1 protein-coding gene and 1 pseudogene are annotated in these 882 nt (G+C 29.4%); both read left to right on the forward strand.

Annotated elements, in window-relative coordinates:
- The coding region (locus LS69_RS10975; RefSeq protein WP_238699311.1) for a hypothetical protein at positions 1-189 on the forward strand (189 nt) is incomplete at its 5' end.
- A 270-nt stretch (positions 190-459) separates the two neighbouring features.
- A pseudogene (locus tag LS69_RS10065) lies at positions 460-882 on the forward strand (hypothetical protein); the annotation flags it as partial.

Genomic DNA, 882 nt, shown 5'->3' on the forward strand with positions numbered 1-882 from the left:
ATTCCAGCCATTAAACTTATGGAATCCAAAACTTTCGCTCCTGAACTTTGTAAGTTTTATGCTGCATATATGTTTGTGGTAGGAGTGGTCTATTCTTTATGGGTCTTTGTGTATTATTTTTATCTTGTGATGAGGCAAGGATTATTATCGATTTATCATCATACCAATAGAAGAGCAAAAGGTTTCTGAAAGGTTTGCAAGGATTCGTAAAAATAAGAAAATGTCAATATTTGGTCTAGTTATATTCTGCTCAATGATGTGTTATGCGTTCTATGGTTTTCTTAATGGCGGACTAATTGGCTATTCTAAGTATGAATATAGTGATACTTACTTTATAGATGACTTCTTTGAGATGCTGTTTTACATTGATTTTTTGCAAGGCTTTATGATATGCTTTGGGATACCATTTATATTTTGGGGTGTTATTGTATATGTTTATATTGTTATTAAGGGCAAACAATGAGTAATAAAGCAAAGTTTTATCTAAAAACTCTTGTAATTACTCTTTGCTTATTATTTATTATTGTCTTTAGCTTTTATGTTTATAAAAATACCCATAATGCCATTACTTTAAATGGAGAACAAACAAAAGCATTTATCTTTAATGGTATTGCTTATGATATTTACCAATTACGCCCTTTTGAGGGGACAATGTCTTCTGTAAGGAAAAATATAACCTATAAAGTTAATGTGCATAATGGTAAGGTAAATGGTAAAATTATAGGATATTATTCTAATGGAAACTTAAAGTCTATACAGGTTAGCGAAAAAGGTAATGGTTGCTCATTATTTTATTATGAAAATGGAAATTTAGAGGCAAAATATTGTCTAAAAAATGGACAATTTGATGGAATCCAAGAAATGTTTTATGAAAATGGGAAT

This window comes from Helicobacter sp. MIT 05-5294, assembly GCF_000765675.1.
Classification (GTDB): domain Bacteria; phylum Campylobacterota; class Campylobacteria; order Campylobacterales; family Helicobacteraceae; genus Helicobacter_D.